The 26,529-nt window shown below is 66.5% G+C and carries 30 protein-coding genes; 16 read left to right on the top strand and 14 right to left on the bottom strand.

Annotation, left to right across the window (positions count from 1 at the left end):
* Window positions 1–5 precede the first annotated feature (5 nt).
* Window positions 6–587: a hypothetical protein gene (locus tag EPO55_RS06675; protein WP_296335787.1), complete on the top strand. Its 582-nt coding sequence runs from the start codon at window positions 6–8 to the stop codon at window positions 585–587.
* Here the strand turns inward: EPO55_RS06675 and EPO55_RS06670 are convergent.
* On the bottom strand, window positions 584–1,603 hold the full coding sequence (locus EPO55_RS06670; RefSeq protein ID WP_296335786.1) for an LLM class flavin-dependent oxidoreductase: 1,020 nt from the start codon (window positions 1,601–1,603) through the stop codon (window positions 584–586). The two genes, EPO55_RS06675 and EPO55_RS06670, sit on opposite strands and share 4 nt — an antisense overlap.
* A 24-nt stretch (window positions 1,604–1,627) precedes the next feature.
* A complete protein-coding gene (locus EPO55_RS06665; protein WP_296335785.1) occupies window positions 1,628–2,500 on the bottom strand; it encodes an amino acid ABC transporter substrate-binding protein in 873 nt (290 codons plus the stop codon).
* Between the two features lie 104 nt (window positions 2,501–2,604).
* Here EPO55_RS06665 and EPO55_RS06660 point away from each other — a divergent pair, with 104 nt between their 5' ends.
* The 4 genes from EPO55_RS06660 to EPO55_RS06645 all read left to right on the top strand — a co-directional run bounded on the left by EPO55_RS06660 (window position 2,605) and on the right by EPO55_RS06645 (window position 5,800).
* Window positions 2,605–3,036 (top strand): VOC family protein, encoded by a 432-nt coding sequence (locus tag EPO55_RS06660; protein ID WP_296335782.1) that lies wholly within the window; start codon window positions 2,605–2,607, stop codon window positions 3,034–3,036.
* A gap of 90 nt (window positions 3,037–3,126) precedes the next feature.
* Complete coding sequence (locus tag EPO55_RS06655; RefSeq protein ID WP_296335781.1) at window positions 3,127–3,666, top strand: peroxiredoxin; 540 nt, start codon at window positions 3,127–3,129, stop codon at window positions 3,664–3,666.
* Between the two features lie 11 nt (window positions 3,667–3,677).
* Window positions 3,678–4,229: a carboxymuconolactone decarboxylase family protein gene (locus EPO55_RS06650; protein WP_296335780.1), complete on the top strand. Its 552-nt coding sequence runs from the start codon at window positions 3,678–3,680 to the stop codon at window positions 4,227–4,229.
* 74 nt (window positions 4,230–4,303) lie between these two features.
* Window positions 4,304–5,800 carry an aldehyde dehydrogenase family protein gene (locus tag EPO55_RS06645; protein ID WP_296335779.1) on the top strand — a complete coding sequence of 499 codons (1,497 nt, stop codon included), beginning with the start codon at window positions 4,304–4,306 and terminating at the stop codon, window positions 5,798–5,800.
* Here EPO55_RS06645 and EPO55_RS06640 read toward each other — a convergent pair whose 3' ends face one another.
* The 3 genes from EPO55_RS06640 to EPO55_RS06630 are packed head-to-tail and all read right to left on the bottom strand — an operon-like array spanning window position 5,801 to window position 8,329.
* Window positions 5,801–7,222: an amidase gene (locus tag EPO55_RS06640; protein ID WP_363718644.1), complete on the bottom strand. Its 1,422-nt coding sequence runs from the start codon at window positions 7,220–7,222 to the stop codon at window positions 5,801–5,803.
* Complete coding sequence (locus tag EPO55_RS06635) at window positions 7,219–7,416, bottom strand: hypothetical protein (RefSeq protein WP_296335778.1); 198 nt, start codon at window positions 7,414–7,416, stop codon at window positions 7,219–7,221. Before EPO55_RS06635 ends, EPO55_RS06640 begins: the two co-directional genes overlap by 4 nt.
* Before the next feature lie 10 nt (window positions 7,417–7,426).
* Window positions 7,427–8,329 carry a thioesterase family protein gene (locus tag EPO55_RS06630; RefSeq protein ID WP_296335777.1) on the bottom strand — a complete coding sequence of 301 codons (903 nt, stop codon included), beginning with the start codon at window positions 8,327–8,329 and terminating at the stop codon, window positions 7,427–7,429.
* Window positions 8,330–8,516: 187 nt separating this feature from the next.
* On the opposite strand from EPO55_RS06630, the gene EPO55_RS06625 reads away from it, so the two are divergent.
* Entirely contained in the window at window positions 8,517–8,813 is a 297-nt protein-coding gene (locus EPO55_RS06625; protein WP_296335776.1) for an HU family DNA-binding protein, read from the top strand.
* A gap of 61 nt (window positions 8,814–8,874) precedes the next feature.
* Here EPO55_RS06625 and EPO55_RS06620 read toward each other — a convergent pair whose 3' ends face one another.
* Complete coding sequence (locus EPO55_RS06620) at window positions 8,875–9,267, bottom strand: VOC family protein (protein ID WP_296335775.1); 393 nt, start codon at window positions 9,265–9,267, stop codon at window positions 8,875–8,877.
* Window positions 9,268–9,359: 92 nt separating this feature from the next.
* Between EPO55_RS06620 and EPO55_RS06615 the strand changes: the two genes are divergently transcribed.
* From EPO55_RS06615 to EPO55_RS06600, 4 genes are all read left to right on the top strand, one after another.
* On the top strand, window positions 9,360–10,130 hold the full coding sequence (locus EPO55_RS06615) for a YdcF family protein (RefSeq protein WP_296335773.1): 771 nt from the start codon (window positions 9,360–9,362) through the stop codon (window positions 10,128–10,130).
* Entirely contained in the window at window positions 10,127–11,164 is a 1,038-nt protein-coding gene (locus EPO55_RS06610; protein ID WP_296335772.1) for an ABC transporter substrate-binding protein, read from the top strand. Before EPO55_RS06615 ends, EPO55_RS06610 begins: the two co-directional genes overlap by 4 nt.
* A 23-nt stretch (window positions 11,165–11,187) precedes the next feature.
* Window positions 11,188–12,348: an acyl-CoA dehydrogenase family protein gene (locus EPO55_RS06605; RefSeq protein ID WP_296335770.1), complete on the top strand. Its 1,161-nt coding sequence runs from the start codon at window positions 11,188–11,190 to the stop codon at window positions 12,346–12,348.
* Window positions 12,349–12,512: 164 nt separating this feature from the next.
* Window positions 12,513–13,055: a hypothetical protein gene (locus EPO55_RS06600; RefSeq protein ID WP_296335769.1), complete on the top strand. Its 543-nt coding sequence runs from the start codon at window positions 12,513–12,515 to the stop codon at window positions 13,053–13,055.
* On the opposite strand, the gene EPO55_RS06595 is transcribed toward EPO55_RS06600, so the two are convergent.
* From EPO55_RS06595 to EPO55_RS06585, 3 genes are all read right to left on the bottom strand, one after another.
* Entirely contained in the window at window positions 13,052–14,563 is a 1,512-nt protein-coding gene (locus EPO55_RS06595; protein ID WP_296335768.1) for a serine protease, read from the bottom strand. The two genes, EPO55_RS06600 and EPO55_RS06595, sit on opposite strands and share 4 nt — an antisense overlap.
* Before the next feature lie 117 nt (window positions 14,564–14,680).
* Window positions 14,681–15,142: an isoprenylcysteine carboxylmethyltransferase family protein gene (locus EPO55_RS06590; RefSeq protein ID WP_296335766.1), complete on the bottom strand. Its 462-nt coding sequence runs from the start codon at window positions 15,140–15,142 to the stop codon at window positions 14,681–14,683.
* Window positions 15,143–15,206: 64 nt separating this feature from the next.
* Window positions 15,207–15,893, bottom strand: a complete 687-nt coding sequence (locus tag EPO55_RS06585; protein WP_296335765.1) for a DJ-1/PfpI family protein — start codon at window positions 15,891–15,893, stop codon at window positions 15,207–15,209.
* Window positions 15,894–15,991: 98 nt separating this feature from the next.
* Here EPO55_RS06585 and EPO55_RS06580 point away from each other — a divergent pair, with 98 nt between their 5' ends.
* Window positions 15,992–16,945, top strand: coding sequence for a GlxA family transcriptional regulator (locus EPO55_RS06580; RefSeq protein ID WP_296335763.1), 954 nt, complete (start codon window positions 15,992–15,994; stop codon window positions 16,943–16,945).
* 247 nt (window positions 16,946–17,192) lie between these two features.
* Here EPO55_RS06580 and EPO55_RS06575 read toward each other — a convergent pair whose 3' ends face one another.
* From EPO55_RS06575 to EPO55_RS06565, 3 genes are read right to left on the bottom strand one after another with little or no spacing between them, the layout of a single operon-like run.
* Window positions 17,193–18,566: an MFS transporter gene (locus EPO55_RS06575; RefSeq protein ID WP_296335761.1), complete on the bottom strand. Its 1,374-nt coding sequence runs from the start codon at window positions 18,564–18,566 to the stop codon at window positions 17,193–17,195.
* A 3-nt stretch (window positions 18,567–18,569) separates the two neighbouring features.
* Window positions 18,570–19,445 carry a TauD/TfdA family dioxygenase gene (locus EPO55_RS06570; RefSeq protein WP_296335760.1) on the bottom strand — a complete coding sequence of 292 codons (876 nt, stop codon included), beginning with the start codon at window positions 19,443–19,445 and terminating at the stop codon, window positions 18,570–18,572.
* A gap of 12 nt (window positions 19,446–19,457) precedes the next feature.
* Window positions 19,458–20,687 carry a serine hydrolase domain-containing protein gene (locus EPO55_RS06565; protein ID WP_296335759.1) on the bottom strand — a complete coding sequence of 410 codons (1,230 nt, stop codon included), beginning with the start codon at window positions 20,685–20,687 and terminating at the stop codon, window positions 19,458–19,460.
* A gap of 74 nt (window positions 20,688–20,761) precedes the next feature.
* Between EPO55_RS06565 and EPO55_RS06560 the strand changes: the two genes are divergently transcribed.
* From EPO55_RS06560 to EPO55_RS06550, 3 genes are all read left to right on the top strand, one after another.
* Window positions 20,762–21,661 (top strand): SDR family NAD(P)-dependent oxidoreductase, encoded by a 900-nt coding sequence (locus EPO55_RS06560; protein WP_296335757.1) that lies wholly within the window; start codon window positions 20,762–20,764, stop codon window positions 21,659–21,661.
* Between the two features lie 23 nt (window positions 21,662–21,684).
* Window positions 21,685–22,659, top strand: coding sequence for a tripartite tricarboxylate transporter substrate binding protein (locus EPO55_RS06555; protein WP_296335755.1), 975 nt, complete (start codon window positions 21,685–21,687; stop codon window positions 22,657–22,659).
* 92 nt (window positions 22,660–22,751) lie between these two features.
* The gene (locus tag EPO55_RS06550) at window positions 22,752–23,237 is read left to right on the top strand and encodes a transporter suffix domain-containing protein (RefSeq protein ID WP_296335753.1); all 486 of its coding nucleotides are present in this window, start codon (window positions 22,752–22,754) and stop codon (window positions 23,235–23,237) included.
* 67 nt (window positions 23,238–23,304) lie between these two features.
* Here EPO55_RS06550 and EPO55_RS06545 read toward each other — a convergent pair whose 3' ends face one another.
* Entirely contained in the window at window positions 23,305–23,979 is a 675-nt protein-coding gene (locus EPO55_RS06545; protein ID WP_296335751.1) for a hypothetical protein, read from the bottom strand.
* A gap of 98 nt (window positions 23,980–24,077) precedes the next feature.
* On the bottom strand, window positions 24,078–25,499 hold the full coding sequence (locus tag EPO55_RS06540) for an amidase (RefSeq protein ID WP_296335749.1): 1,422 nt from the start codon (window positions 25,497–25,499) through the stop codon (window positions 24,078–24,080).
* Between the two features lie 107 nt (window positions 25,500–25,606).
* On the opposite strand from EPO55_RS06540, the gene EPO55_RS06535 reads away from it, so the two are divergent.
* Entirely contained in the window at window positions 25,607–25,903 is a 297-nt protein-coding gene (locus EPO55_RS06535; protein WP_296335748.1) for a hypothetical protein, read from the top strand.
* A 69-nt stretch (window positions 25,904–25,972) separates the two neighbouring features.
* On the top strand, window positions 25,973–26,529 hold a 557-nt coding region (locus tag EPO55_RS06530; protein WP_296335747.1), incomplete at its 3' end, for an MBL fold metallo-hydrolase.

Genomic DNA, 26,529 nt, shown 5'->3' with positions numbered 1-26,529 from the left:
ACAGAATGCCCGTTGCTGACCCCAACCGCGTGATCGTCACCGGCGAAAATCCGTTCATCCGCCTCAGCGAAAAGGACGGCGATCCCAACTCCACCGAGGCCAGCTTCTGGCGCATCCTGTTCTGTCCGGCCGGGCCCGGGCACGTGCTCTATCTCAAGAGCGAGCTGACGCACGGCCGCTGGCGCATCTATTCCGACAACATCGCCATGGCGCGCTGGCTGCAGCAGACCGTGCAGGGCATGCTCAATCCCGAGCTCAAGGACACGTCGATCCCGGTGATCGACGCCGAATTCACCCGTTCCGGCGATCCGCGCTATTTCTGGACCGAGCATGTGTCGGCCGCCGATTCCGAGGTGGCGCTCACCTGGTACGACGTCGGCGATCCGCTGCTGATCCACACCAATCCCAACGAGGCGCCGAACCCACGTCCCTACGGCGTCTGCACCGTGCTGGTGCCGGCACTCGGCGCGCGGCTCACTGTGGACGGCACGCAGGCCAAGGGCCTGCCTTGGAAGCGCGAACGCGAGGGAAGGCCCTTCAGCACCTGCGCGCTCGCCTTCTCGGAAAGCTGGACGGAGGCGCGCTAGCCTTTCAGGTCGAACGCGCGCGCGAGCTGGGTGTAGCTCTCGCGCCGTACCTCCTCGTCGTGCGTCCAGGTGACGACGGCCATTTCCTGGACGCCGACCTCTGCCGCCAGGTCGCGAATCCGTGCTGCGACCTCCGGACCCGTGCCGACGAACGAATCCTTGCGGAACTGCTCCATGCGCGCCTGCTCGTGGACGGTGAGCGGTGCTGCCGCCGCGACGTCGGGCGCCTCCAGCGGCACCAGGATGCCCTTGTCGCGGTTGATGCGGGAGAGCGCCCGCGAGGTGAAGTGATACTGCGCCTGTTCCATCGTCTCGGCGGCCAGCGCCCACACGCAGAGTCCTGCGTGCGGCTCGGGATGACGGGCGCTCGGCCTGTAGGTGCGCTGGTAGAGGTCGATGGCGCGCTTGCCGCCGGCGCCGTCGCTGAAGAACCAGGCGTAGCAGTAGGGCAGGCCAAACAGGGCGGCGACCTGGGCGCCGTAGTCGGAACTGCCGAGGATCCAGACTTCGGGCGCCGTCGCGCCCTGCGGGAAGGCTTTTACCGCCGCGAAGGGATGGCGCTCGACCAGGGGTTCGTTGTGCACCCAGGCGATCAGGTCGCGGACATCGGAGGGAAAATGCTCGGGCCGCTCGTTGGCCGCGGGGTTGAGCGCGAAGGCCGTGCGGCCGTCCGAGCCCGGGGCGCGGCCAAGGCCCATGTCGATCCGGCCCGGCGCCAGGGCATCGAGCACGCGGAAGACTTCGGCCACTTTGAACGGCGCATAGTGCGGCAGCATGATGCCGGCGCTGCCGATCCGGATGCGCTCGGTGGTGGCGGCGATCGCCGCGATCACGATCTCCGGCGCGGTGCCGACGATGGTCGGGTGGTTGTGATGCTCCGACACCCAGAAGCGCTGGTAGCCCAGCGTCTCGCAATGTTTGGCGAGCGCCACGGTGTTGCGGATCGACTGGTCCTGCGGGCGCCCGGCGACGGCGATCGACTGGTCGAGGACGGAAAGACGCGTGAGCTGTGACATTGCAGGAGACGTAAGGCGTGCGCGCTACTCCGGCAAGGTCGCGATCATGTAGAGCGCCTGCAGCGTGGGCGTCGGCCGCTCTTTTTCGCCGAACGCCTTGGTGAAGATCGTGGCGATCTCGCCCGAGCGGTAGATGTGGCTCAGCGCCCGATCGACTGCGATGCGGAAGTCGCCATCGCCGCGACGCATCGCCAGCGCGAACGGCTCGATGGTGAGGGAATTGCTGGCCAGCAGGATGCGGGCGGCGTCGGGATGGCCCTTGATCATGGAGGCAAGCATGGCGCGACCGGCGAAATAGGCGGCGATCTGGCCTTTTTCCAGGGCGACCATCGCCTCCTCGAAGGTCTTGAACGCCACGATCTCGGCATTGACGTGGAGCCCGGCCAGCGACTTCCGCGTGATCTCCTCGGTAAGCGTGCCGGCGGCGACGCCGACCTTCTTGCCGGCCAGCAGCTTGAGGTCCTGTGGGCCGTCGTTGCGGATGGCGAAGGAGGTGCCATCGACGAAGGTCGGAACGGAGAAGTCGACGAGCGCGCGCCGTTCCAGCGTCTGGGTGAGCGAGTCGCAGATCAGGTCGGCCTTGTTCTGCGTGATCGCATCGAGGCGGTTGATCGTGGTCACGGGGACATAGGCCACTTTCAGATCGGGGATGTTGAGCTGCTGGGCGAGATCCTTGGCGACCGCCTGGCAAAGGTCGATCATGAAGCCGGCGGGCTGGCCGGCCGGCGTCTTGTAGGCGAAGGGCGCGGCATCCGCGCGGTAGGCGACGCGCAGCGTCTTGCTCTGGCGGATGTCGTCGAGCGTGGCGGCCACGGCGGTGTCGCCAAGGACAGCTCCTCCCAATACGATATTCAGCGTCAATGTCAGGATGCCGAGCCTCTTCGATATCGCGTTCATGATCCCCGTCCCTATGTCTTGGCCCTGTTTGGTCCATCCCGCGCGGATGGGAAACAATCCGATATCCCGACCGTTGTGACCACCGGAATTAGAGGAGGCCCTGCATGGCCCGCAACAAGTCCCGCGTCGTCGGCATCGACCACATCTCCATCCGGGTGAGCGACTACGAGAAATCGAAGGTCTTCTACGCCAAGCTGTTCGCGTTCCTGGGCTTCGAGCTATCGGACGACTACGGCACCACCATCGGCTGGACCAATGGCCGGACGCGGTACTGGATCGCACCGGCCGAGGGCCGCAAGACCCATCGCATCGGCGACGTCGGGTTCCACCACTATGCCTTCGAGCTGCGCCGCCGGAAGGACGTCGACGCGCTGCAGGCGTTCCTCGAGAAGGAGCGGGTGCGGATCGTCGATCCGGCCGCCGAATATTACGACGACTATTACGCCGTCTTCTTTCTCGATCCCGACGGGCTCAAGCTCGAAGGCATGAAGTACGGTGAACGGCTGGATCGCAAGTTATTGAAAAAGAAGAAGTAATCATTTCTTTATAATAGTTCTAGGAATTACTTGCAATTCAACGGATGGATCGCATATCTAGAAACATTCCAATCTAAGACGGAGCGTTTCATGCTGACCATCGGTGACAAGTTTCCTTCCTTCGACCTCAAGGCGGTGGTGAGCACCGACCCCAAGACCGCCTTCACCCAGCTCTCGGACAAGAGCAACGCCGGCAAATGGAAGATCGTGTTCTTCTGGCCGAAGGATTTCACTTTCGTCTGCCCGACCGAGATCGCGGCCTTCGGCAAGCTCGACAAGGACTTCAACGAGCGTGACGCGGTGGTCTACGGCGTCTCGACCGACTCCGAGTTCGTGCATCTCGCCTGGCGCCAGAACCACGCCGACCTGAAGGCGCTGCCGTTCGCCATGCTGGCCGATCTCAAGCGCGAGCTCTCCCAGTCGCTCGGCATCCTCGACAAGGCCGAAGGCGTCTGCCTGCGCGCCACCTTCATCGTCGATCCCGAGGGCATCATCCGCTTCGTGTCGGTGAACGACCTCTCGGTCGGCCGCAACCCGCAGGAAGTGCTGCGTGTCCTCGACGCCCTGCAGACCGACGAACTCTGCCCCTGCAACTGGCAGAAGGGCGACGACGTCCTCAAGGCCGCCTAAGGGAGGAGACCATGTCTCTCGACATGCTGAAGGACCGGCTGCCCGAGTACGCACGCGACTTGAAGCTCAATCTCTCGAGCCTGGCCGTCGAGCAGTTGCTCAGCCCGCAGCAGAAGGCCGGCAGCTTCGTTGCTGCCGCTCTTGCGGCCAACCATGCGCCGACCACGCAGGCCGTGGTCGACGCCTTCGCGGCCGAGCTCACGCCGGAAGCGCTCAACGCCGCCAAGATCGCGGCGTCGCTGATGGCGATGAACAACATCTACTACCGCTTCGTGCATCTCGTGCACGCCGCCGACTACAAGACCCTGCCGGCCAGGCTGCGCATGACCGCCATGGCCAAGCCCGGCGTCGACAAGGTCGATTTCGAACTGTGGTCGCTGGTGGTCTCGGCCATCAACGGCTGCGGCATGTGCCTGGAAGCGCACGAGAAGGTCTGCCGCGAGGCCGGCCTTTCGGCCGAGCAGATCCAGGCCGCGGTGCGGATTGCGGCGACGGTTCACGCCGTTGCCCGCACGCTCGCTGCAGAAGAGGCGCTCGCGCCGCAGTTCGCGGCCGCCGCCTAGCCTCCGCGTCCAAGTCTTGTCGCGTCCCGACATGCGGGCCAAACTCCGGGCCGTTTTGTAACCGGAGTGCCCGCATGTCGATGACCGAGACCAAGCCCACCACGCCGGTTGCCGGCACCTATCAACCCAAGGGCATGCTGATCGGTGGCAAGTGGGTCGGCAGCGCCTCGGGCGCGCGCATCGCCGTCGAAAATCCGGCCAAGCGCACGACTGTGGCCGAAGTTCCGCGCGCCGCGGCCGCCGATGTCGATGCCGCTGTCGCCGCGGCCGACAAGGCCTTCCCCGCCTGGAAGGCCGTCGTGCCGCGCGAGCGCGGCAAGCTCCTGCTCAAGATCGCAGAGGCAATTCAGGCGCGCAGCGAGGAACTGGCCCGCACCATCGCGCTCGAGACCGGCAATGCGCTGCGCACCCAGGCGCGCGGCGAAGCCAATATGACAGCCGATATCTTCCGCTATTTCGGCGGTCTTGCGTCCGAGCTGAAGGGCGAGACCGTGCCGCTGGGTGAGCATGTCCTCTCCTACACCCGCCGTGAGCCGCTGGGCGTCGTGGGCGCCATCATCCCGTGGAATGCGCCAGTCATGCTGGCCGCGCTGAAAATCGCGCCGGCGCTCTGCGCTGGCAATGTGATGGTGATGAAGGCCGCCGAAGACGCGCCGCTTGGTGTGCTGATGATGGCCGACATTTGCCAGGAATTCCTGCCACCGGGCGTGCTGAACGTGCTGACCGGCTACGGCGCGGAATGCGGCGGGCCGCTCGCCAATCACCCCAGGATCGCCAAGCTCTCCTTCACCGGCTCGACCGAGGTCGGCAAGGTGATCATGCGCGCCGCCGCCGAACGCATCGTGCCGGTATCGCTCGAACTCGGCGGCAAGAGCCCCTCGCTCGTCTATCCCGACGCCGACGAGGACTGGGCGGTCGACGGCATCATCAACGCCATGCGCTTCACGCGCCAGAGCCAGAGCTGCACCGCGGGCTCACGCCTGTTCCTGCACGAGGACATCTTCGATTCGTTCCTCGCGAAGCTCGAGAAGAAGACCACGGCGCTGAAGATCGGCGATCCGCTCGACGAGGCCTCCGACATCGGCACCATCATCAACAACAAGCAGTTCACCAAGGTCTGCAAGTATGTGGACGAGGGCCTGAAGCGTTCCGATGCCCAGCTGGTGTTCGGCGGCCTGCCGCCAAAGACTGGGCCGCTCTCCGAGGGCTATTTCACCATTCCGACCGTGTTCGCCGACCGTTCGAACGATTGGCGCCTTGCCCGGGAAGAAATCTTCGGGCCGGTCCTGGTGGCGATTCGCTGGAGCGACGAGGCCGAGGCGATCCGCATGGCCAACGACAGCCATTACGGACTCGCGGCCTATGTCTGGACGCACGACATCGGCCGCGGGCTCCGCGCCGCGCATGCCATCGAATCGGGCTGGGTCCAGGTCAACCAGGGCGGCGGCCAGACTCCCGGCATGTCCTACGGCGGTTTCAAGCAGAGTGGCTTGGGTCGCGAGTTTTCGCTGGAAGGCATGCTCGACAGCTTCACCCAGCGCAAGAGCGTGACGGTCAACCTGGCTGTCTAGCTACACCGGCACCTTCAGATGATGGTCGGTCGCGACCTGGTAGGCGTGACCGATGCGGTAGAGCAGAGCCTCGTCGAACGGTCGGCCGACCAGCTGCAGGCCGATCGGCACGCCCTTCGTATCAAAGCCGCAGGGCACCGACAGCGCGGGAATGCCCAGCGTGTTGAACGGCCGGGTGAGCCCGGTGAAGCCTGCCACCATTTTTAGCACGGCGGGCCCGCCCTTGGTTTCCGTGTCGGTCTCCTCGATGGTCGGGATCGGGAAGGGGATCGCCGGCAGCAGCACGGCATCGACGCCGTCCATCGCGGTGGCGAGGAACTCCCTCACGAAATGCGCGCGCAGGCGGAGCGCATCGATGTACTGGGTCGCCGGAATGAAGAAGCCTGCCTCCATGCGCGTGCGTACCTGGTTGGCGTAGAGTTCCGGCGTCTTCTCCATCCACGGCCGGTGTATCGCAGCCGCCTCGCATTTCACGATCACCTCGGCCGCCCGATAGAGCGCGGTGAAGTCGGGCAACTTCGCGGTCGTAACCTTGGCGCCGAGCTTGCCGAGCGTATCGGCCGCCGCCTGCACCGCGCCGCCCACCTGGCCATCGAGCGCCGCCGGCCCATCGCCTGGCAGGGCGAGGCCGATCCTGAGTCCCGACGCACCGCCCTCGAGCAGCGCCTCGTAGTCCGGCACGGGCTTGTCGCTGCTGGTGGAGTCGTCGGGATCGTGACCGGCGAGGATGCCGAGCATCCGCGCATTGTCGCGCACGGTACGCGTCAGCGGCCCGACATGGTCGAGGCTCCAGGAGCGCGCGACGGCGCCGGCGCGGCTCACGCGGCCGTAAGTCGCCTTCATGCCGACGACGCCACAGGCTGACGCGGGGAGCCGGATCGAGCCGCCGGTGTCCGAGCCCAGCGCGCCATAGACCATGCGCGCCGCCACCGAGGCGCCCGAGCCGCTCGACGATCCGCCGGTGACGCGCGCGGAGTCCCAAGGATTGCGGCAATGGCCGTGATGGACGTTGTGGCCGGTGGGACCGGCGGCAAATTCCGCCATGTTGAGGAAGCCGAGCTCGACGACGCCGGCGGCGTCGAGCTTCTGCAGTACCGTCGCTGTCACGGGCGCCGTCCAATCGCGGCGGATCGCACTGCCGCCGGTCGAGCGCTCGCCCTTGCGGTAATACATGTCCTTGTGCGCCATCGGCACGCCATGCAGTGGCCCGCGCCGCATGCCGGCGGCCAGTTCCCTGTCCATCGCGCGCGCCTGTTCCATCGCCTTCTCCTTGTAGAGGCGCAGGAAGGCGTTGGTCCGGGGCTGCCAGATTTCGATGCGGGCAAGGCACGCCTCGGTCGCCTGCACCGAGGTGAGGCGTCCGGTAGCAATGGCGTCGGCGATGTCGCTGAGATCGCGCAGCGCCGGATCGTCGTTGATCATTTTGCCTCCCGCGCCAAGAGGCTCGCGAAGGCCGCCGGATCGTCGTCGAAGGTGAGGCGGGCGGCCGCCGCCTTGCGCACGGCGTCGTTCAGCACCTCGACCTCGGTCGCGATCTCGGCCAGGCGCTTGTCGTCATAGCCGAGGCCCTGCAGCCCAGCGGCGATGCCGGCGGCAGTGCGGGTCTTGTCGTCCATAGGCGTCTCCTCAGGCGGCGAGATGGAGTTTGCGAAGCGCGAGCCGCGCCTGATCCTCCGGGCCGAAGGGCATGATCTTGCGGACCTTCTGGTCGAACTTCATGCCGACGGCTTCGGCGCAAGCAGCAAGCGTGCCGGTCTCGGCCTCGAACAGGAAATGCGTGAAGACCAGCACCCTGCTGGTGAAGGCGGCGAGGCCGCTCATCACCACGGCGAGGTCGCCGGCACGCAGCGGACGGCGGTAGTGATTCAGCATCTCGACCACGACCGAGCCTTCCTGGCGCTCCTGCATGGCGGCGCGGTCGAAGCCGAGATGGTTCCACAGCATGGGTGCGCCGTCGGAATAGCGGCCGAACTGGTGACGCGGCAGGAAGCAGCCGTGCTCGTCGCACTCGTCGGGCGTGATCACCGTGCGCCCGACCTCGATCAGGCCCGTGGCGGGCGCCGCATCGAGCGTGAGATCGGGCAGGGCGAGCGTGCCGACGCTGCGTGGCTTCGCGGCCTCCGGCAGCGCCATTTTGGCCGCCTCGGCGCTGAGGCGGAAGGCGTCGGGCCACGGGCGGTCGCAGACGATGCGGCGGCGGACGGTGGCAGCCACGCCGCTCTCCGCCGGGTTGCGAATTTCGTGATAGGCCACGAGGTGGCGCTCGCCGACCTCGACCGGAGCCGATCGGACCTCGACCGCATCGACGACCCGGAACTCGCGCAGGTAGCGGACATGGTCGTCGGCGGCGGTCACGACGAGGCCGGCGGCCCGCTGCGCACGCGGTCCCAGGCCCAGGCTCGCGAGCAGGTGAGCCGAGGCCTCGTGGCCGAACTCGGTGTAGAATTGGACGTTCAGATGGTCGTTCTCGTCGCACTGCCAGGTGTTCACGGCGGTGCTGAAAGTCGGCTTCAATTCGGGCGTTGGCACGCGGGGCACTCTCTGCTGTCTGTGGATGGCCGCCCAAATGGCCGAAAAAGCCACAGAAATCGACATTTTTCGGGTGTTCCGGGCTTGCGGGAGGACGATTCGTGGATAACCTTGGGCTCGCCAGCGCTGTCCTGGGGCGTCAGGAAGACGTTGGTGAAACTTAAAAAACGTAAGGGACCCCTCCACTATGGCTACCAAAACCACTGTTCCGACTGTCCCGCTGTCCAAGGTCGCGGCCGAGCTGGCCGAGAAGACGGGCATGACCAAGAAGGACGCCACTGGCGCCCTCGATGAGTTCATCGGCCTAGTCGTGAAGCACCTCAAGAAGGGCAACAAGGTCCGCGTTACGGGCCTCGGCATCTTCCAGGTGCGTGCGCGTCCGGCACGCATGGGTCGCAACCCGGCTACCGGCGAAGCGATCAAGATCAAGGCGTCGAAGAAGGTTGCCTTCCGCGTCGCCAAGGATCTCAAGGAAGCAATCTAAGTCGCTTCCGACTGAAGATCGGGCGGGCACCGGTGTGAGCCGGGTCCGCCCTTCTTTTTGCCTACTCGGCATCATGGCAACAGACACAGATCTTGTTGCCGTCGGGATCGCGGAAGTAGGCACCGTAATAGTTGGAATGATAGTGCGGCCTCGGACCCGGCGGTCCTTCGTCGCGGCCGCCACTGGCAAGGGCTCGGCCATAACAGGCATCGACGGCGGCCCGGCTCGGCGCGAGCAACGCCACCATCTGACCTTTCCCCGGGGTCGCGGCGCCGCCGTCATACGGTGGACCGATGAGGAAGAGCGGCCGCGCCGCCGCCGTCGGCATCCAGCCCGCCCACGGCCGCTCGCGATCGCAGAATTTCAATGGCAGGCCCAGCGCCTCCATCACACCCGAGTAGAAGACGAAGGCGCGGTCGAAGTCGGTGACGCCGACGTACACGTGCGAGATCATCGGAAATTCCTTGCAGCGTATCCGCAGAGCGGCATCGGATCGCTTTGCCGGACGCATCGTGGGCTAGTATAGCCGCCTCTGCACACCCCGGTATGGATACGTTCGTCCTCCTGAAATTCCTGGCCCAGTTGGCTTTACCGCCGGCATCGCTGGCGGTCGGGCTGGTGGTTGCCATTGCGCTCGCGCTGCTGGGCTTGCGCCGCCTGGCGCGGCTCGTGGCGGTGCTGGCCGTGGCCGAGCTGCTCGTGCTGGCGATGCCGCCGGTGGCCGATGCGCTGGTGGCGCCGCTGCAGAACGAGGCGCGCGCGGCGGCGAAGGCGGCGCCGGCCTGCTGCTACGATGCCATCGTGGTGCTGGGCGGTGGCATCGGGCCAGCGCTGCCGCCTGATGTGCCCGAACCTCATCTCACCGATTCCGCCGATCGCATCTGGCATGCCGCCCGCCTTTACCATCGTGGCCTCGCGCCGCGCATCATCGCCAGCGGTGGCGGCGCCGCGGAGATGTCCGAAGCCGAGGCGATGCGCCTGTTCCTGACCGATCTCGGGGTGCCGGCGCAGGCGATCGTCCTCGAGGGAAACTCGCTCAACACCATCGAGAACATCCGTCACGTGCGGACGCTGGTGAAGGACGGGCGCGTGGCTCTGGTGACGTCGGCCTCCCACATGCAGCGGGCTTTGCGGCTGGCGCGAACCGCCGGTTTGAACGTCGCTGCTTTCCCGACTGACTGGAGCCCCCCTGCCGAGGGTCGCGCTTCGTGGGAGAACTGGCTCCCTTCGCTGGGCGCCCTTTCGGTTTCGACGATTGCGCTGAAGGAGATCCTGGCCAACGCCTTCGATCGCCGCGGCGCGAGCCTCACGCTATGACCCGGCCCGTCACTGGCGCGGCCTGGCGCCTCGATCGTCGTGCTGCGCTGGGGATGGCGCTGGCAGGTCCGCTGCTGGTGCCGCTTGCCCGGCGGCCGCGCGCCCAGAGCCTCGACAAGGTGAGTTTCCAGACCGACTGGCGCGCCCAGGCCGAACATGGCGGCTACTACCAGGCGATCGCCGCCGGCCTCTACGCCAGGGCCGGCATCGAGTGCGACCTGCGCCAGGGCGGCCCCAGCCTCAACATCGGCCAGCTCCTGCTGACCGGCCGTGTCGACATGATCATGTCGAACAGCTTCGAGGCCTTCACCTACGTGCGCGAAGGCGCGCCTTTCTTCACCATCGCCGCCATCTTCCAGAAGGACCCGCAGGTGCTGATCGGCCATCCCGGCTCGGGCCTCGACGGCTTCGACAAGCTCAAGGGCCGCACGCTGCTGATCGGCAATGGCGGCCGCGTCACCTACTGGCCCTATCTCAGGAAGAAGTACGGCCTGCGGGACGAACAGCTCCGGCCCTACACCTTCAACATGGCGCCGTTCCTGGCCGACAAGAACGCCGTGCAGCAGGGGTTTCTCTCGTCCGAGCCCTATTCGCTCGCCCAGGCGCTCGGCCGGCCGCCCGAGGTGCTGCTGATCGCCGATGCCGGCTTCAGCGCCTACCAGACCACCATCGCCATCTCGCGCAAGATGGCCACCGAGAAGAAGGACCTGGTGCAACGCTTCGTCGACGCCACGCTGGAAGGCTGGGCGCAGTATCTCAAGGGCGGGCCGGCGACGGCCGCCGCCAACGACCTCATCAAGCGGCACAATCCGGACCAGACCGACGATCGTATCGCCTACGCGATCAAGGTGCTGAACGAGCGCGGCATCGTGACATCGGGCGACGCGACAAGGGACGGTATCGGCGCCATGAGCGCGAGGCGCTGGAAAGATTTCTACGACCAGATGGCCGATGTCGACGTGCTGCCCCGGGGGCTGGACGTCGCCCGGGCATTTACGCTGGACTTCGTGAACAAGGGCATCGGCAAGCCCTAATTGGAAAGTGATGGGGGATGACAATGAATCAGGTCAGCGAAGAACATCAGATGCTGCGCGAACTGGTGAAGAAGTTCGTGCGCAACGAACTGATGCCGCTCGAGAAGGGCATCCTGGAGCGCTTCGCCGGCGGCCAGCCGGCGGCGTTGAACGACGAGGAGAACGCCAGGCTCTTCAAGCAGTGCAGGGAGCTCGGCCTGTGGGCGCTCGACGTGCCGGAGGAGGTGGGCGGCGCCAACCTGCCTGCCGTCGCCCTGGTCGGCGTCAACGAGGAGATCGGCTACACCTGCGTGCCCTTCACCTTCCCGCCGGACTCGCCCAACCTGCACATGCTGCTGGCCACCGCCAATCCGGAGCAGCGCAAGAAGTACCTCGAACCCTATGCTGCCGGCCTCACCAGCTCGGCCATCGCCATCTCCGAGCCCGGCGCCGGTGGCGATCCGGCCGGCATGAAAACCAAGGCGGTGAAGGACGGCAACGACTGGGTGATCAACGGCCGCAAGATATGGATCAGCCGCATCGCCAAGGCCGACTTCACCATCGCCATGGCGGTGACCGACACCGCACTCGGCTCGCGCGGCGGCATCACCGCCTTCCTGATCGACAAGGGCACCAAGGGCCTGATCGTGGCGCGCGCCATTCCGATGCTCGCCGGCCAGCGCACCTACGAGGTCGTGTTCGAGGATTGCCGCGTGCACGAGAGCCAGGTGCTGGGCAAGGTCGGCGCCGGCTTCGCGCCGATGCAGCTCCGCCTCACCGTGCGCCGCCTGCAGATGGGCGCCTGGTGCACCGGCATGGCGCAGCGCGCCCTCGACATGCTGGTCGAGCATGCCAACCAGCGCGTCACCTTCGGCCAGAAGCTCGCCGACCGTCAGGCCATCCAGTGGTGGGTGGCCGATGCCGCCATGAAGCTCCATGCCTGCCGCCTCATGGTGATGGACGCCGCGGTGAAGCAGGACGACGGCCGCGACGTGCGCATGGAGGCTTCCATGATCAAGGTCTACGCCACCGAGATGGCGACCGAGATCATCGACCATGCCCAGCAGGCCTTCGGCGCCATGGGCGTGACGCAGGAACTGCCGCTCGCGATGATGGCGCAGAAGGTGCGTACCATGCGGGTCTACGAGGGCCCGTCGGAGGTCCACCGCATGGTGATCGCACGACGCATCTTGGGTGGGCGCTAGCGCCACGCGCACATTGTCATCCCGAGGCCACAGGCCGAGGGACCTTTCCTGTCTCTCCAAAGGTCCCTCGCTCCGCTCGGGATGACAGTTTCTGTGTATTGGAGTGCATTGACTCGCTGTCGTGCGACGCTGATGATTCGGGACTTCCCAGAGGAGCCGTCACCATGACCTACACGCTCGATGCCTTCGTCAAGGACGCCCAGGCAGCCCTCAAGGCCCATACCGGTCCGGCCGGCCGCGAGCAGGTCCGCGTGCTTCTGGAGAAGCTGCTGGCGAACAAGGTGTTCGTCGATCAGGCCGTGGGGCCCACGGCGCCGATGGGGACTCGCAAGCTCTACGAGGACAAGGATCTCGGCTTCGTCGTGCTGGCCCACTGCAACGCCAAGCCGCACAAGAGCCCGCCGCACGATCACGGCCCGTCGTGGGCGGTCTACGGCCAGGCGGTCAAGCACACCGACATGAGTGAGTTCAAACGGCTCGACGGCGGCGCCGACGCGGGCGAGGCGAAGCTGGAGCAGGTGAAGAGCTACCGCCTCGAGCCTGGTCATGCCGGCGTCTACGATGTCGGCGCCATCCACGCCATCGACTATCCCGAAGGCAGCCGCTTCGTGCGCGTGACGGGACGCGATCTCGACTATGTTCGGCGGCTGAAGTTCGACATGGCCGCCGGCAAGGCGATCACCATCGAAAGCGCGACGGCGGGCTAGGGCCCGGCGGCCTTCGCCTCATCCGGCTGTCCGTCGGGGCGGGAGAATTCCTCGGCGGCGACGGCGAAGTTCAGGTTCTGGCCGGCCTTGAAGTAGAAGGTCGTGATGCCGAGCAGTTCGCCCTGGGCGTCGAACAGGCCGCCGCCGGACGATCCCTGCGAGATCGGCGCCGACGTCTGGATCAGCTTGGAATCGTTCTGGCTGCGCTTGGACGAGACGATGCCCTCGGCGACCGTGAGCTCCAGCCCCTGCGGCGTGCCGATGGTGAGCGCCCGTTCGCCGACCTTGATGTCGTTGTAGGGCCTGACGCCGACCCACTTCGGCAGCTTGGCCTCGACCCGGAGCACGCAGCGGTCGGCATTGATGTTCATCGACACGACCTTGGCCTTCAGTTCCTTGCGGTCGCGGACGAGCGTGACTTCGGTCTTGTCGCCCACGACGTGGCAGTTGGTCAGCAGGTCGCTCTCGCTCACCGCCACCGCCGAGCCGATGCTCTTGTCGGCTTTCACCATATAGACGGCGCCGGCGGCCTTCTCGAAGATCTCTTCGGCGCGAAGGTCGCCGCCGTTCCGCCGAACCAGTTTCAGGCGATCGGTCATGCCCGCCGTGTCGACATTGGCCGGCGCGGTGCCGGTCGACGCGGGCCTGGTCACGTGTCCGTCCGCAGTGTCCATCGGCGCCGGCGGCAGTTCCTCGATGCGCGGACGCGGCCGGGCGGAGGGATTGAAGGTCCGGTAGACGGTCGTGCCGGCCATCGTTGCGGCAAACAGGGCGCGCTGCAGTTCGGGTCGGTCGTCGGAGGCCGTGGTGACGGTGACGATGATGCCGCCGGCATGGCAGATGGCGCGCGTCAGGGATTGGCTGCCGGCGGATACGCCGATGATCACGAAGCCATCGGTGAGCAGCGTGCGGTACGAATCGCCCTTTCGGACGAGCGTGGCATAGATCCCCTCGAGGGCTTTGCAGCTCGCCCCGCCGTACCTCACGCCGATCGACTGGGTGACGGTTCCGTCGGCGTGGTACCACATGCCCGGGCCATCGGCCTGGGGCGGCGCGAGCTTGGCGAGCTTGGTCGGAATGCCGACCGCGAAGCCCACCGCGTCGTCGCGGAGAATGGCCCAGCCCGCCTCGTCGCGGCGCTTCAGCCCTTCGGAAACCAGTTCGACCGCCTGGTCGTTCGGCAGGCCATCGGTGGCGGTCCGGCGTTTGGCGGCCTGCCAAGCCCGGGTCGCCTTGCGGATTGTCGCCTCGCCGACGCCGTCGGGCACACCGATGTGCCCGGTCCAGATCAGGGCCTGCAGGATATCGGCCGGCGTGATCATGTCCGCCGGGATGGCGGCATTCCATTTGTAGGCAAAGACGCCGGGCGTTGATTGGGCGACAGCGACGGTCGGCGCCAGCAGCGCGAGGCCACCGATCGCGGCCAGACCCAGGGCACGAACACGTCCAGGCAGGGCACGTCCAAGCAGGGCACGTCCAAGCAGGGGACACGCAAAAAGAGCGGGCACGGGGCGATCCTCCCGCGGCCATTCTCATCGACTTCGGCGCGGCGACCTATCGTTCGATTGTATCAATCGCGTGCAAAGGCACCGCGGCGACGGTGAAGCCGAGCCCCGGTCATTGCATCAGATCCAGCGCCGGGTTCGGCGCCTGTAGTCGTCGAACGACATGCCGAACTTGGCGGCCAGCGCTCTTTCCTCGGGCACGATCTGGAAGCGGTTGAGGTAGAGAACGAGCAGCAGCGGACCCGCAAACGCGACGGCGTTCGACAGATAGATGGCCCAGCCGGCAAGAACCAGGAAGAGACCCAGATACATCGGGTTGCGCGTGAGGCGGTAAATTCCAGTGGCGACCAGCGACGAGGCGGCGCCGGGTTTCGTCGGATTGACTGTCGTCTTGGCGCGCCTGAACGACACAACTCCGGCAACGGAGATCGCGACGCCGAGGGCGGCAGCGGCGATCGCGATCACAAGACGATTTGGCAGCGTGAAAGCGAGAGCGCCTGACGCAGATGCTGCCAGCCACATCGCGATGGCGAGGAGCAGCGTCACGGCCGGAGGCGGAATCTTCAGCTCGAGATTCTTCATCGTCGCAGCCTAGACATCGGGGTGGGAACGCGCAAACGGGCGTACCGGATTTTCCCGCGACGGTTCAGGCGAGCTTCGCTGCCGCGTCGTCGTTGGCCTTCTGGCGGGTCTGCAGCAGGCCCTGGAGCCGTTCGCGGATGCGCGCCACCCGTTCGACGCCGGCCTTTTCCGGACTGCCCGAATCGAACGGCGGCTGCGGGTCGTACTCGAGCACGAGCTGGATCGACTTGGCCACTTCCTCGCCCGCCAGTTCGGCCGCGACGGTGAGGCCGAAGTCGATGCCGGCAGTGACGCCGCCGCCCGAGATGCGGTTGCGGTCGCGCACCACGCGCTCCGCCACCGGGATGGCGCCGAACGCCGGCAGCATGTCCCGCCACGCCCAGTGGCAGGCCGACTTGTAGCCCTTCAGGAGCCCGGCCGCGCCCAGCACCAGCGAGCCGGTACAGACCGAAGTGACGTAGCGCGCGGTCGCGGCCTGGCGGCGCAAAAAGTCGAGCGTCTCGTCGTCGGTCATCAGCACCGTCTGGCCGCCGCCGCCCGGCACGCAGATCACGTCGAGCCGGGGGCAGTCGGCGAAGGTGGTGGTCGGCACGATCGAGAAGCCGGCGTCGGTCGGCACCGGATCCCGGGTCTTCCAGATCATGTGCATCTTGGCGCCCGGCACCCGGCTCAGGACCTGGGCGGGGCCGGTCGCATCGAGCTGGGTGACGTTGGGATAGAGCAGGATGCCGATCTGGATGGGCTCAGCCATTTGTCACCTCTTCGGAGCGCGCAACTCCAGTTGCGCGCTCCAATGAGTAGATGAATCCGGCTCTGGCAGAAATGACAAAGATCGTCTATTTTCTGCCAATGACCAAACCCCATCGCATCGCCATCGTCGCCTACGAGGGCTGCCAGCTCCTCGACGTCACCGGTCCTGCTGCCGTGTTCGGCGCCGCCAACGAGGGACGGGTGCGGCCGTTCTACGACGTGGCGATCGTCTCGCCCGATGGCGGCGCCGTAGTCTCCAATTCGGGCGTTGCCTTGCACAGCCGCAAGGTCGGCGGCCAGCCCGACACGCTGCTGGTTGCCGGCGGTTCGCGCGGCCTGAAAGCTGCGATGGATCATGAGGGCTTGCGGCGCTGGCTGCGCAAAGCCGCTCCCGGGGCCCGGCGCTACGGCTCGGTCTGCACCGGCGCCTTCGTGCTGGCGGCGGCGGGCCTGCTCGACGGCAAGCGGGTGGCGACGCACTGGTCGAGCTGCGATCGCCTCGCCGAGCGCTTCGCCGGACTCGAGGTCGATGCCGACTCGCTCTATGTCGTCGACGGCAAGGTCTGGACCTCGGCCGGCGTCACCACCGGCATCGACATGGCGCTGGCGCTGGTCGAGGCCGATCTTGGCGCCGCACTCGCCAACCTGATCGCACGCCACTTCGTGCTCTATGCCCGCCGGCCGGGCTACCAGTCGCAATTCAGCCCGATGCTGCAGGCCCAGACGGCGGCCGAGACTCCGTTCGTAAAGCTGATCGACTGGATGCAGGCCCATCTCGACCAGCCGCTCGACGTGCCGGCGCTGGCGGCCCGGGCCGGCCTCAGCGAGCGCAGCTTCTACCGCAAGTTCACCGAGGCGACGGCCAAGACGCCGGCGCACTTCGTCGAGAGCCTGCGCCTCGATGCGGCGCGCACGCTGCTGGCAGAGGGCCTGCCGCTGAAGGCAATCGCGGCCAAGGTGGGCCTGCGCTCCTCGGCGCGGCTCGGCCAGGCCTTCGAGCGCCGCTTCGGCATGGCGCCGTCGCTGTTCCGCGAGATGCATGCGGCGGCCTGACTTGACTTTCCTGTTGAAATCCTATTAATTCCTATCGAAGGTCGTGCAAGCTTTGGCGCGCCTTGCGTTTGGAGATAGGAATACAGCGACACGGCAGCCCAAGGAGGTGGAAAGCGAGTTTTCAGAATGTCCCACTTCAGGAGACATTTTTCGGCCCGCTCGCCGGCAATTCGGATGACGGATCAACCGCTTGGTCGATCGGCAGAAATTCAAAGTCGTTTCTTGCTTTGTCCCGCTTCACGCGACTCTAGTGCCGCAGCCTGAGACTGCCGATCACCAGGGCCAACGCCGCGAAGCCGGCGCCCAGCCAGATCGCGGCACGGGCGGCATCGGCGGCACCGCCGCCGGAGAAGTCGAACAGGCCGAACACCAGCGCCACCAGGGCGGCGCCCATCGTCTGGCCGAGGGTGCGGGCCGAGGCGATGATGCCGCCGGCGCTGCCGCTCCTGTCGCGCGGCACGGCGTTCATCATCAGCCGGTTGTTGGGCGCGGCGAAGATGCCGAAGCCCGCGCCGCACAGCACCAGCCGCCACATGATGTCGGTGGCCGAGGGATCGGGCGGCAGCAGCGCTGTCAGCACCAGGCCCGCGGTCATGCTGGTGAGGCCGATGGCGCCCAGCAGGCCGGCATGGTGGCGGTCGGCGAGGCGGCCGGCGATCGGCGCCATGAAGGCCAGCGCCAGCGGCCAGGCCGTCAGAAGAATGCCGGTGTCGGTGGCGCTCCTGCCGAGCACGGTGGCGAAGTAGAAGGGCAGGCTGACGAAGGCGAGGCCCTGCGCGGTGAAGGTGCAGGCGCCGGCGCTGATGGAAAGCGAGAAGATCGGCCGCCGAAAAATGTCGACCGGCATCATGGGATCGGCAAGCCGGGTCTGGCGCCAGACAAACAGTGTACCCAGCAGGAGGGAGCCGGCGAGTTCGGCCACGATCATCGCCGGGGCGTGGCCGTGCGCCATGCCGTCGATGCCGAAGATCAGCAGGCCGAAGGTGAAGCCTGACAGGATGGCGGAAAGGACATCGAAGGGGCGGCGGGTGTGCGTGGTGTGCGGCAGGTACTTTTCGGCGAGCAGGAACGAGATCACGCCCAGCGGCACGTAGACGGCGAACAGGATCGGCCAGGAGGTGATTGAGAGCAGCGCGGCGCCGAGGCTGGGGCCGGCAGCAAGCGACGTGGCCACCACGGTGGTGTTGAAGCCGAGGCCGCGGCCGAGCTGGGCGCGGGGATAGATCGAGCGCACCAGGGCGGGCTGGATCGCCATGATCGCCGAGCCGCCCAGCCCCTGGAAGGTGCGGGCCGCGATCAGCCACGGCAGCGACGGCGCCAGCGCGCAGCCGAGCGAGGCCAGGCAGAAGAGGGCGAGGCCGAAGCGGTAGACGTGGCGGTAGCCCACGATGTCGGCCAGTGCCGCCACCGGCAGCAGGCAGACCATCAGCGCGATCTGGCTCGCGTTGACGATCCAGATCGAGCTTTCGGCGGTGACGTTGAGGTCCTGCGCGATGTAGGGCAGCGCGAGGTTGGTCATCGAGTTGCTGAGCACCGACATCATGAGGCCGATGGTGATGGTTATCACCGCCAGCAGGCGCGGCAGGCCCGGTGGCATTCCGTCCTGGACAGGTTCCGCCATCGTCTACTGCGGGACGGTGGGCGCGTCGCCCCCAATCGTCGTGCGCTGCATCAGGCGCTTGTGCTTGACGGTGTCATAGGCGGTGGCGCGGTGCAGGACGGCGCGATTGTCCCACACGATCGAATCGCCCTCGCGCCATTCGTGCGAGAGGATGAATTCCGGGCGCTGGGCGCGCTCCGTCAGTTCGGCCAGCAAGGCGCGGCCGGTGTCGTAGGGCCAGCCGACGATGTGGCCGGCATGGGCGCCGATATAGAGTGCGCGGCGGCCGTTGATCGGGTTGTCCCGATAGAGGCGCTGCCTGACAGGCGGCAGCTCGGCCAGCGCCTTGGCGCTCAGGATGCCCTTCTGCACGCGGTCGCGCGAATAGGCGAGCGCATGCTCGGCGACCAGCGGCTCGACCGTCGCCTTGATCGCCGGCGGGAGCGCATCCCAGGCGGCGCGCATGCACAGGAATTCGGTGTTGCCGCCGCTCGGCGGGCAGATGCGCGCGGTCAGCATCGAGCACAGCGAGGGGATGCGCTTGAACGAGGAGTCGGAGTGCCAGAAGTAGTTGGCCTTCTGGTAGATCATGCGCATGTCGTCGTTGGGGATCGGCAGGCCGGTCTCGATGTCGAGGTTGGACTGACGCTGGAACTTGGTGCCGACGGCGGGATTGGAACTGCCGGTGGTCTCGAGCGGCCCGAAATTCTCGCTGAAGGCGGTCTGCTTGTCGTCGTCCATCGGCTGGTCGCGGAACAGCAGCACCGAATGTTCCTCGAACGCCGCCCGGATCGGCCCGAACTCGCGGGCCGAGAGCGGCCGCGTGATGTCGATGCCCGAGACCTCGGCGCCGAACAGCGGGTGCAGCTTGCGGACGGTGATGGGGCCGGTATTGCGCATCGATCGATGCCCTCAGTCGATGATCGCTTGATAGGTGAGCACGCGCAGCTCGCGGCGGATCGGGTAGGTCGAGGAGGGCATGAGCTGGGTCAGCAGGACCACGGCCATGTCCTCCTCAGGGTCGATCCAGAAGGCGGTCGAGGCGGCGCCGCCCCAGGCGAACTCGCCCGGCGTGCCGGCGATGAAGGCCTTGGCCGGATCGATCATCACCGAGAAACCGAGACCGAAGCCGATGCCGGTGTAGGTCGACTCCGAAAAGCGCGGCGTGCCCATGTCGGCCATGTCGCCCTTGAGGTGGTTCATGGTCATGAGCTCGACCGTCTTGCGGCCGAGCAGTCGCACGCCGTCCAGTTCGCCTTTGTTCAGCATGAACCGGCAGAAGCGCAGGTAGTCCGACGCCGTCGAGACCAGGCCGCCGCCGCCCGAGTTCACCTTGCGAGGTGCCAGGTAGCGGCTCTTGCCCGGATCGTCGATCAGGTCGAGCTTGCCGCCGGCACCGGCCGAATAGTTGGCGGCGAAGCGCTCGTGCTTCTCCTTCGGCACGTGGAAGTCGGTATCGACCATGCGGAGCGGATCGATCACTTTCTCCTTCAGGTACTTCTCGAAGGGCTGGCCGGAGATCACCTCGACGAGATAGCCCAGCACGTCGGTCGACACCGAATAGTTCCAGGCCTTGCCGGGCTGGGCGATCAGCGGCAGCTGCGCCAGCCGCTCGACCAGCTGCTTGAGGCTGGTGTCGGCGGTCTGGAAATCGACGCCGCCTTCCTTGGCGCGGTAGGCCGCGTCGACCGGATTGCTCTCCATGAAGCCGTAGGTCAGGCCCGAGGTGTGGGTCAGCAGGTCGCGGAAGTTGATCTCGCGTTCGGCCGGCACGGTCTCGATCTTGCCGCGGCTGCCGCCCGTCATGACACGCGGATTGGCGAAGGCGGGGATGAATTTCGAGATCGGGTCGTCGAGCTGAAAGCGACCTTCTTCGTAGAGCATCATGATCGCCGTCGAGGTGAGCGGCTTGGTCATGGAATAGATTCGGAAGATCGTGTCGGGCCGCATCGGCTTGTCGCGCGCCAGGTCGGCCTTGCCATAGACCTCGGCGAAGGCGAGCTCGCCCTTGCGCAGCACGCAGGTGACCATGCCGGCGAGCTTTCCGCTGTCGACCCAGCCATGCATCCACTTGCGTACGCGGTCGAGCCGCGCTGCGGAAAGACCGACCTGTTCGGGGGTGACGAGCGGCAGCGTGTCCATGGCGATCCTCCTCGATAGGCCGCTAGAGTAGCGCAGGATGGCGGGGCCAGACACGCCAGAAACGGGAGGGAGCAATGGCTAGATTGTGCGAGGGACGGGTGGCGATCGTGACCGGCGGCGCCCGTGGCGTGGGCCGCGAGCATTGCCTGATGCTGGCCGAGCATGGCGCCAAGGTCGTGGTCAACGACCTGGGCGGCGACCGCGCCGGCGCCGGCCAGGACATATCGGCTGCCCAGCAGGTGGTGAACGAGATCAAGGCCAAGGGCGGCGAAGCCGTGGCCAACGGCGACGACGTCTCCGACTGGAACGGCGCCAAGCGCATGATCGACCAGGCGGTATCGGCCTTCGGCAAGCTCGATGCCGTGGTGCTGAACGCCGGCATCCTGCGCGACCGCATGCTGGTCAACATGAGCGAGCAGGAGTGGGACGCCGTCATCAAGGTGCACCTGAAAGGCACCTTCGCACCGGCCCGCCATGCCGCGGCTTACTGGCGCGACCAGGCGAAAGCCAAAGGCGGCCCGGTCGATGCGCGCATCATCACCACCACGTCGGTGTCGGGCATCTACGGCAACATCGGCCAGACCAACTACGGCGCCGCCAAAGCCGGTATCGCCTCGTTCACGGTCATCGCCGCGCGCGAACTCGCCCGCTACGGCATCACCGTCAACTCGATCTCGCCCTCGGCCTTCACGCGCATGACCGAAGACCTGCGCGAGTACACTGAGGAGGACAAGCAGACGCGCAGCCCGAAATGGATCGCGCCGGTCGCGACCTGGCTGGTGAGCGAGGAGAGCCGCGAGATCACCGGCCGCGTCTTCCAGGCCGGCAACGGCCAGTTCGCCGTCGCCGAGGGCTGGCACAAGGGGCCCGAGGCGAAGCCGGTCCTCGACCCGCGCCAGGCCGGCAAGATTTTGACCGAACTGGCCAAGAAGGCGCGCAAGAACGCCGGCATGAACGGCCTCGACCTCGACTGATCAACAACAGGAGTAATCAGAGTATGACCAAGTTGAACCGCCGCAGCGTTTTGGCGGTGAGTGCCGCTGCCGCCTTCGCACCATCGTCGCTCCGCGCCCAGACATGGCCGGCCAAATCGATCCGCTGGGTGGTGCCCTACACGGCGGGTGGACTGACCGACTCGGTGACCAGGCTGACGCTGGAGAAGATGAACGTCGGCCAGACCTTCGTTGTCGACAACAAGCCCGGCGCCAATTCGCTGATCGGGGCGGAGATCGTCGCCAACGCCCCACCCGACGGATACACCTTCCTGACGGTGATTGCGGCGCACGCCGCCAACAAGACGCTCTACGCCGGCAAGCTGAAGTTCGATCCGGTGACGAGCTTCGCGCCGGTGTCCCTGGTCGGCATCGCACCGATCATGATCCTGGTGAGCAACGACCTGCCGGTGAAGACCGTCGGTGAGCTGATCGCCTACGCCAAGGCCAACCCCGGCAAGATCTCGTTCGGCTCGTCCGGCGTGGGTGCGGCGGCCCATCTCACCAGCGAGCTGATCATGCAGGTGACCGGCACCAAGATGGTGCACGTCCCCTACAAGGGCACAGCCCCGGCGCTGGCCGACCTCATGTCCGGCAACATCCAGATGCTGCTCGACGTGCCGATCGGCACCATGAGCCAGGTGAGGGCCGGCAAGGTGCGGGCGCTCGCCATGATGTCGAAGGAGCGCGTGCCCGGCGCCGAGGAGATCCCGACCATCGTCGAGTCGGGCGGCCCGCTGATCGAATCCTCGAGCTGGGTGATGTTCATGGCGCCGGCCGGCACGCCGAAGGAGATCGTCGATCGTCTGGGCGGCGAGGTTGCCAAGGCGATGAAGGACGAAAGTCTGCGCAAGCGGCTGGCCAGCCAGGCCGTGATCCCCGTCGGCGCCACGCCGGCCGAGACGGTGAAGTTCCTCCAGTCCGAGGTCGAGAAGTGGGAGAAGGTGATCACCAAGGCGGGCGTCAAGATAGACGCCTAGAGGGTGTGACCTGGGGCCATGGGTCTGTTCTCGGTGCGGGCGGGCAGGTAGGATCGATTGCATCGCCTACCTGCAGCATCGGCATCGATCCCATGGCACCACCGGACTCCACGGCCAACTGGCGTTTTGTTGCCGGCGTCTCCGTGCTCGCGCTCGCCATGGTGCTGCCGCTGCTGGCGCTGCTGGTTCCGTTTCTCGGCCTGCCGGTAGCCCAATCGGCGTTGATCGCGGGCGCGCTCGTGGCCGGCGCCCCCGAGGTCCTCATGCTGCTGGCGGTGGCCCTGCTCGGCCGGCAGAACTTCGACCGCATCGTCGGGGCTGCGAAGAAGTTCCTGTTCACGACCTTCTTCTCCACGCCGGTGTCGCGGGGGAGATACTACGCTGGGCTGGCGATCTGCCTCCTGAGCTTCATTCCGCTCTATGTCGCGGGTTACGTGCCGTCATGGATGCCGGCGGACAATGGCCGGATCGCCATCCTGGCGGCGGCCGACCTTGCTTTCATCTTCAGCTTCTTCGTCATGGGCGGGGAGTTCTGGGAGAAGTTCCGCCGCCTCTTCGTCTGGGAGGGCAAGGTATGAAACGGCCCATGGACGGCAACCAGAGCCATTGCCGTCCGAGCTGTTTCACCTTCGGTAGTCGGTCGCGTCAGTCCGCCGCGAAGCAATAGAGCAGGCCCGCGCCACCGGTCGCCACCAGGGACGCGGCATTGCAGCCGCGCGAGGGATGGGAGGCGTTCCACGACTTCGAGGGCTCATCGTCGCGCAGGCCCATGCGGTCGTGGTGGCCGACCATGGCCTGGCTGTCGTTGCCGCTCTTGGTCCAGTTGCCGCAAGTCATGTCCTTGTCCGGCGGCGGTGCCGTGCCGTCGGCCAGCGTGCCCGTCAAAATGTCGTGCTGGTTCACGACGAACAGACGGCTCGGGATCATCCGGCCGGTTTCCGCCCGGCCGTTCTCGGTGTTGATCTTGTTGAGCGCGGGCGTATGCAACTCCTCGACATTGGCGGCGATCTGGACTCCCGCGCTGTTGACCCACGGGCCCTTGCCGATGCGGTCGCGGGCGTTGATTGCCGGCTTGCCGTCGGCGGCCTGCACGCTGAGGTATGACCGCCAGGTCTTGCTGCCGGCGCCGACGCGGGCGGCCAGCATCTGGCAATGGCGGTCCGCGCCTTCGATTCCGCCGAAGTTGGCGCCGAACGGGCTGCCGACGCTGGTGATGAAGAAGGTCATGTTCGACGGCGGTGGCTGCTGCGCGACGGCGGTGCCGGCGAGCGTGAGCACGATGGACGCGGCCGCGACGGCTGCACGAGAATGTAGGGACATGAGGCTCCTCCGGGCGGTTTCTTGGTCGACCAAGCGTGGCCTCCCGGGCCGACCGGACACTATTGCATTGCCGATAACATTCCCGTGCGTGGGTGCGGTCAGAGCCTGGCCAGCGTCTCCACGACCTTGGCCTGCGGCCATGTCCAGCCCGAGGCGCTCTCGAAGGCGCGCATGGCCCGCAGCACCAGATGGTCGGCGCGCGGCGGGCCGATGATCTGCAGGCCGACCGGCAGGCCGGCCGGCGTAAGGCCGGCCGGCATCGAGGCGGCCGGCTGGCCGGTGAGATTGCAGGGTAGTGTGTAGGGTGCCCCCTTGGTCCAGCGCGGGAAGGCTTCCGAGTTGTAGAGTGTCTCGACCGGCGGCGCGGCGGTCGGCGTCACGGGCGCCAGCAGCAGGTCGAATTTCCCGTGCCAGAGCGCCAGGTCGCGCGCCAGCTTCGACTTCGCCTCGTAGGCCTTGGCGTAGTCGGCCAGCGTGACCGCCATGCCCTTCTCCGCAGCGGCGCGGAAGCCGGGATCGAGTTTGCCGTGGAGCTGCGTCGGGATCTGACGGAGGCGGGTGGCGAAGCTGCCGATCCAAAGCGCCTCGAAGGAATTCTGCAGCGGCTCGATCAGCGGGCCGACGTCCTCGACATGCGCGCCCAATTCCTCGAAGCGCTTCGCTGCCGCGATGACCAGTGCTCGGACATCCGCATCGGCCTTCACGTGCCCGAAATCGAGGCTGAGACCGATCTTGAGGCCACGCACGCCATCGTCGAGTCCGATCGTGTAGTCGCGCGGATCGGCGGGCAGAGAGCGCCAGTCGCGTGCGTCGGGCCCTGCCATGACGTTCAATGCCAGCGCCGTGTCGTGCACGGTGCGCGACAGCACGCCCTGGCTGATGACATCGGCGAAGGGCGAGTCGGCGGGATGCTGCGCGATGCGGCCGTAGCTCGGCTTCAGGCCGACCAGCCCGGTATGGGCCGCCGGGATGCGGATGGAGCCGCCGCCGTCGTTGCCGTGGTTGAAGGGATTGATCCCCGCGGCAGTAAGCGACGAGGCACCACCTGACGAGCCGCCGGGCGAATGCTTCAGGTTCCAGGGATTGCGCGTCGTGCCCTGCAGCGGCGAATCGGTGAGCGCCTTCCATCCGAACTCCGGCGTCGTGCTCTTGCCGAGGATGATCATGCCGGCGGCGCGCAGCCGTCCCGCGACGGGTGCGTCCTCGGTGGCAGGCGTTTCGTCGGTCGCGTGCGAGCCGTAGCGCGTCGGCCAGCCCCTGACCGGTGTCGTGTCCTTGATCGTCGTCGGGACACCATCGAGCGGTGACAGCGGCGTGCCGGCTTTCCAGCGCGCTTCGGATGCCTTGGCCGCGGCGCGCGCGCCATCGGCGTCGATCATGACGAATGCGTTGAGATGTGGTTGCAGCTTCGATGCACGTAGCAGCATTGCTTCGATAGCACCGACGGGCGAAAGCGCATTGCGGCCGTAAAGTGTTGTGAGCTCGGATGCGGAAATCCAGGTCGAGGGGAACTCAGACATGCGTTTTTCGTTGGTTTCCAAATCGTTGGTTTGTTTCACACTGTTCGCAACGAGACAGTGTCGACTCTGACATCTCACAAGTCGAGAGCGTATCGAAGGAGTCCATCATGGAAAGCATCACAGCCTTCGTCGCCTGCGGCGCGGCTTTTGCTCTCAGCTACTACTTCGGATTTGATCGGGCGCACACGACGTTGGGTGCCGCGGTGTTGGGCGCCGTGAGCGGAATCGGATTCGCCGCGGCCTTCTTCATGATGACCGTTGCCGTTGCGATCGTGCTGCCGGGCACCTTCGACGGTCGGACGCTCGGCGTGTACTTCGTCCGGCTGCTGGTGCTGGCGCCGCTCGGTGCCGCGGCGATCGGCGCCCTCGCTCACCGTCACGCCATGGCCAGGATGCGGTTCTAGAGCGAAACGCCGCCCTTCCCGAAGACTGCCCGGCGACGCTAAGCTTGCCGGCAATCGGGGGGAGATGGCATGACCGAAGTGAAGCTCGGTGGCGCAACAGTGCGGCGCATCGAGGAGACCTACGAGCCCAATTTCGACGCCAAGGCCTTCTTTCCCGATTGGGATCCCGCCGTCGTGGACCGGCATGCGGGCTGGCTGATGCCTGCCCACTACGACAAGGACTCGGGCTTCCTGAAGCTCAGCGTCCATAGCTGGCTGCTCTCGGTCGGCGGCAAGCGCATCCTGATCGACACCTGCGTCGGTAATCACAAGCCCCGGCCGCATCGGCCCAAGTGGCATCTCATGGAGACCAAGTACCTCGAGCGCCTGGCGGCGGCCGGCGTCAGGCCCGACCAGGTCGACATGGTGATGTGCACGCATCTGCATGTCGATCATGTCGGCTGGAACACGCAGCTCGAGAATGGCAAGTGGGTGCCGACCTTCAAGAACGCCAAGTATGTGTGGAGCCGCGCCGACTACGAGCACTACCTGAAGCTCGACAGCGATCCCAAGACCGGGCCGGCCAACGCCGGCTCGTTTCGCGACTCGGTATTGCCGGTGGCCGAAGCCGGCCTGATGCAGATGGT

The organism is Reyranella sp. (genome assembly GCF_004296935.1).
In the GTDB taxonomy this organism is placed as follows: domain Bacteria; phylum Pseudomonadota; class Alphaproteobacteria; order Reyranellales; family Reyranellaceae; genus Reyranella.
Note: the sequence above shows the minus strand (reverse complement) of the source record. Positions and strands in the feature narration are given on the sequence as shown.

Bases quoted from the DNA above. Each gene is read 5' to 3' on its own strand.
- EPO55_RS06590 (WP_296335766.1), bottom strand. From the start codon at position 15,142: ATGAAGAATCTCGAGCTGAAGATTCCGCCTCCGGCCGTGACGCTGCTC.
- EPO55_RS06615 (WP_296335773.1), top strand. From the start codon at position 9,360: ATGGATACGTTCGTCCTCCTGAAATTCCTGGCCCAGTTGGCTTTACCG.
- EPO55_RS06645 (WP_296335779.1), top strand. From the start codon at position 4,304: ATGTCGATGACCGAGACCAAGCCCACCACGCCGGTTGCCGGCACCTAT.
- EPO55_RS06565 (WP_296335759.1), bottom strand. From the start codon at position 20,687: ATGGACACGCTGCCGCTCGTCACCCCCGAACAGGTCGGTCTTTCCGCA.
- EPO55_RS06600 (WP_296335769.1), top strand. From the start codon at position 12,513: ATGACCTACACGCTCGATGCCTTCGTCAAGGACGCCCAGGCAGCCCTC.
- EPO55_RS06625 (WP_296335776.1), top strand. From the start codon at position 8,517: ATGGCTACCAAAACCACTGTTCCGACTGTCCCGCTGTCCAAGGTCGCG.
- EPO55_RS06540 (WP_296335749.1), bottom strand. From the start codon at position 25,499: ATGTCTGAGTTCCCCTCGACCTGGATTTCCGCATCCGAGCTCACAACA.
- EPO55_RS06655 (WP_296335781.1), top strand. From the start codon at position 3,127: ATGCTGACCATCGGTGACAAGTTTCCTTCCTTCGACCTCAAGGCGGTG.
- EPO55_RS06535 (WP_296335748.1), top strand. From the start codon at position 25,607: ATGGAAAGCATCACAGCCTTCGTCGCCTGCGGCGCGGCTTTTGCTCTC.
- EPO55_RS06575 (WP_296335761.1), bottom strand. From the start codon at position 18,566: ATGGCGGAACCTGTCCAGGACGGAATGCCACCGGGCCTGCCGCGCCTG.
- EPO55_RS06560 (WP_296335757.1), top strand. From the start codon at position 20,762: ATGGCTAGATTGTGCGAGGGACGGGTGGCGATCGTGACCGGCGGCGCC.
- EPO55_RS06550 (WP_296335753.1), top strand. From the start codon at position 22,752: ATGGCACCACCGGACTCCACGGCCAACTGGCGTTTTGTTGCCGGCGTC.
- EPO55_RS06650 (WP_296335780.1), top strand. From the start codon at position 3,678: ATGTCTCTCGACATGCTGAAGGACCGGCTGCCCGAGTACGCACGCGAC.
- EPO55_RS06605 (WP_296335770.1), top strand. From the start codon at position 11,188: ATGAATCAGGTCAGCGAAGAACATCAGATGCTGCGCGAACTGGTGAAG.
- EPO55_RS06610 (WP_296335772.1), top strand. From the start codon at position 10,127: ATGACCCGGCCCGTCACTGGCGCGGCCTGGCGCCTCGATCGTCGTGCT.
- EPO55_RS06620 (WP_296335775.1), bottom strand. From the start codon at position 9,267: ATGATCTCGCACGTGTACGTCGGCGTCACCGACTTCGACCGCGCCTTC.
- EPO55_RS06570 (WP_296335760.1), bottom strand. From the start codon at position 19,445: ATGCGCAATACCGGCCCCATCACCGTCCGCAAGCTGCACCCGCTGTTC.
- EPO55_RS06660 (WP_296335782.1), top strand. From the start codon at position 2,605: ATGGCCCGCAACAAGTCCCGCGTCGTCGGCATCGACCACATCTCCATC.
- EPO55_RS06580 (WP_296335763.1), top strand. From the start codon at position 15,992: ATGACCAAACCCCATCGCATCGCCATCGTCGCCTACGAGGGCTGCCAG.
- EPO55_RS06635 (WP_296335778.1), bottom strand. From the start codon at position 7,416: ATGGACGACAAGACCCGCACTGCCGCCGGCATCGCCGCTGGGCTGCAG.
- EPO55_RS06670 (WP_296335786.1), bottom strand. From the start codon at position 1,603: ATGTCACAGCTCACGCGTCTTTCCGTCCTCGACCAGTCGATCGCCGTC.
- EPO55_RS06585 (WP_296335765.1), bottom strand. From the start codon at position 15,893: ATGGCTGAGCCCATCCAGATCGGCATCCTGCTCTATCCCAACGTCACC.
- EPO55_RS06555 (WP_296335755.1), top strand. From the start codon at position 21,685: ATGACCAAGTTGAACCGCCGCAGCGTTTTGGCGGTGAGTGCCGCTGCC.
- EPO55_RS06545 (WP_296335751.1), bottom strand. From the start codon at position 23,979: ATGTCCCTACATTCTCGTGCAGCCGTCGCGGCCGCGTCCATCGTGCTC.
- EPO55_RS06665 (WP_296335785.1), bottom strand. From the start codon at position 2,500: ATGAACGCGATATCGAAGAGGCTCGGCATCCTGACATTGACGCTGAAT.
- EPO55_RS06675 (WP_296335787.1), top strand. From the start codon at position 6: ATGCCCGTTGCTGACCCCAACCGCGTGATCGTCACCGGCGAAAATCCG.
- EPO55_RS06640 (WP_363718644.1), bottom strand. From the start codon at position 7,222: ATGATCAACGACGATCCGGCGCTGCGCGATCTCAGCGACATCGCCGAC.